The 2,953-nt window shown below is 43.7% G+C and carries 3 protein-coding genes; all 3 read right to left on the bottom strand.

The features are described from left to right. Positions 1-921, bottom strand: a 921-nt coding sequence (locus ACYVTD_RS11190; RefSeq protein ID WP_461247852.1) for an ABC transporter permease, incomplete at its 3' end; no start/stop codon positions are given. 14 nt (positions 922-935) lie between these two features. Further along, positions 936-2,129 (bottom strand): NifB/NifX family molybdenum-iron cluster-binding protein, encoded by a 1,194-nt coding sequence (locus ACYVTD_RS11185; protein WP_461247851.1) that lies wholly within the window; start codon positions 2,127-2,129, stop codon positions 936-938. 8 nt (positions 2,130-2,137) lie between these two features. Further along, on the bottom strand, positions 2,138-2,953 hold an 816-nt coding region (locus tag ACYVTD_RS11180), incomplete at its 5' end, for a nitrogenase iron protein (RefSeq protein ID WP_461247850.1).

Genomic DNA, 2,953 nt, shown 5'->3' with positions numbered 1-2,953 from the left:
GCCCAATAATCTGTCGCGGAGTTTAAACAGCGCGGTTATGATTAAAGAAAAAGTTACCGCAATGGTAATAAGACCCGCGTATACATTCGCGTACGCTAAAACTTCGCGCTGCCAATTTATATACCAGCCAATTCCGAATTTCACGCCAAGCATTTCGGCGGTCATAAGCGTTAGGAATGACGCGCATGTGCCGTTAAAAACGCCGATAAATATGCTCGGCATCGCGTCCGGCAAAGCTATCTTAAATATTTTTTGAAACGTGTTAGCTCCAAGCGTACTGGCGACTTCAAAATAAGCGTTCTTTACATTTGATATGCCTGAGCTTGTCAAAATTGTAGTTGGAAACCATACCGCTAACGCAATCAGAAAAACGCTTGCCTGTCTTGAAGTTGGAAAACAGACAAGGGCTATAGGTATCCATGCGGTTGAAGGAATAGGACCGATAATCTTGATAAGAGGGGTTATCCAATAATTCCAGCGTTTGCTCCAACCAGCCAATATGCCTGTTGTCAATCCGCAAATAAGCCCTGCGCCGAAACCCATGAATAAAAGCCGCGCTGAATGTGCGAGGCATTTTAATAAAAATTTATGTTCTTTTACAAAAACATTCAGTATTTTGTCAATGCAGGGAAAATAAATAGGAGGAATAAGCATTAATTTTAATGTGACTATATTGTAAATATTAATAGCGAGCAGAGCCGCCGCGTAAAAAGGCGCGATATGAGTATATTTTTCGCTAAAATCTTTTTTAAAAAAAGATACCGCGATACAGATAAAAAACGCGATACTTGCCGCGGATAAAATAAAAGTAAGGTAGGGTAGAGGTTTATCAAAAAATTTCGGGCTATTGGAAACCAGTAAATGTACCAGTAAGGCGGCAAGCGCGCTTAATAACGGCAAAAATTTTTTAAGTAACGGCATATTGCTATTCTCCTTTACCCGCAATTATTGTTACATCGAAAGTTACCCGCTCTTTCGTACAATTTGTGTGAAACGTCATTCACTCCGGGAATACCGCAGGCGTCGGCGCGGCAGTGGGTGCAGTTGCGAAAAACAGACAAAAAAGAGCCAGCTGTTTTTCTGGCGTTTTCAAGAGCGGCGCAATCGGGGGCGGAAACGTCCGCAAATTCGCCACGCGGAATAAGCGGCATTATATTGTGATATTTAACGCCGAGAGCGGAAATTGTTTTTGCTATTTCTCCGATATGCTCGCTATTAATGCCGGGTATTAAAACAGTGTTTACTTTTATCTCCATGCCAAGACTGAACGCCTCGCGTATTCCCTCAAGCTGACGGAAAAGCAAAGTCGCCGCCGCTTTTTGTCCGCCTATTTTTTCGCCGTTAAAAATAATATGAGAAATAATTTTTTCGCCTATTTTAGGATCGACGGCGTTAACAGTAACCGTTAAATGTTTCAGCCCAAGTTTTGATAATTCTTGTACTTTTTCAGGCAAGCCCAAGCCGTTAGTTGAAAGGCATTTTGACAACTGCGGAAAATGTTTATTCACAAGACGGAAAGTTTCAATCGCGGAATTATCCGCAAGCGCGTCTCCTGGACCTGCAATGCCCGCGACTGTCAATTCCGGGCAGAGCTTCAATGCGTCTGCAAGAGTTTCTACCGCTTGTTCAGGAGTAATTATTTGCGCCGCCGCGCCCGGACACATTTCGTCCGAATTGATATTACGCTCGCAAAAGCGGCACTTGATATTGCATTTTGCGCTAACAGGCAAATGAATACGCCCATATTTTCCGTGAGCGGCGCGATCAAAACAGGGGTGGGAATTTTTTGCTTTTTTCGGCGCATTACTTGCAAAGTTGCGAACATACTCATTTAATATATCTTCTATAAAGCCGGGTTTTTCAATCGGCTGAATATTCAACGCCTTAAGACCATTTTGCGCAAAGTTACCGATGCGGGAGCATATAACCACACCGCAATCGCCGATTAATTTTGCGCTTTCATTAAATCGCTCTTGACTGTGTCCGTCTTTGCCGCAAGCAGGGGAGTTGTCTCTTTTTTCGATATATGTCCATTTTTTATCGTCCGCTTCGGCAATTACAAAAGAAGGAGTATTACCAAAATGTTTTGAGACAAATTTCCCGTCGCTTGAAGCAAGAGCTATCTTCATTTTATTCCTTATATACCAGCTTTTTCGCCGCCAACTACAACGCCTGTTTCCAACGCAAGCAGTTTATCGCTCCAAGTTGCCGCCCAAGTACGCAACTCATCTAATTCCAGCGGCGAGGGAGTTTTGCTTTCTTCATGCGCGGCAATACGCTCAGCAAGTTGCGTATACACTTTTGCCTGATCGCTGTCAGGAGCGGCTTCTATTGTCGTTTTGCCTCTTAACTCGGATTGTGTAACAGTAATTGAACGCGGGACATACTGAATAATCTGCGTTTTTGTTCTGGCGGAAAAGTCGTCGATAATATCGCGCGAATAACCTTGAGAAATTGAGTTTGCAATAATCCCGCCCAAAAGAGCGCCGCCTGAGTTAGAGTATTTTTTAATACCCTTAAACAAATTGTTACTTGCATAGATCGACATAAAGTCGCCGCTTGATACAGTAAAAACATGTTGTGCGATACCTTCGCGGATAGGCACTGCAAAACCGCCGCATACAACGTCGCCAAGAACATCATAAATTACAAAATCAAGATCAAGCTCGTCAAATATTTTTTGCTGTTTAAATAATTCGACGGCGGAGATAATACCGCGCCCCGCGCAACCGACACCCGGAGCAGGACCGCCCGCCTCGACACAGTAAATTCCGTTAAAACCCTGATGTATAACATCATGCGCGTTTACCGAACCTTTTTCTCTGAGCGTATCAAGCACGGTTGGGATATAAGTTCCGCCGCGAAGCGTATTGGTACTGTCTGATTTAGGATCGCATCCAAATTGCATAACCTTGTACCCTGCTTTTGAAAGAGCCGCCGACAAGTTGCTCGT

Source organism: Treponema sp. R6D11 (assembly GCF_054786075.1).
This window is presented reverse-complemented; position numbering and strand designations above follow the sequence as displayed.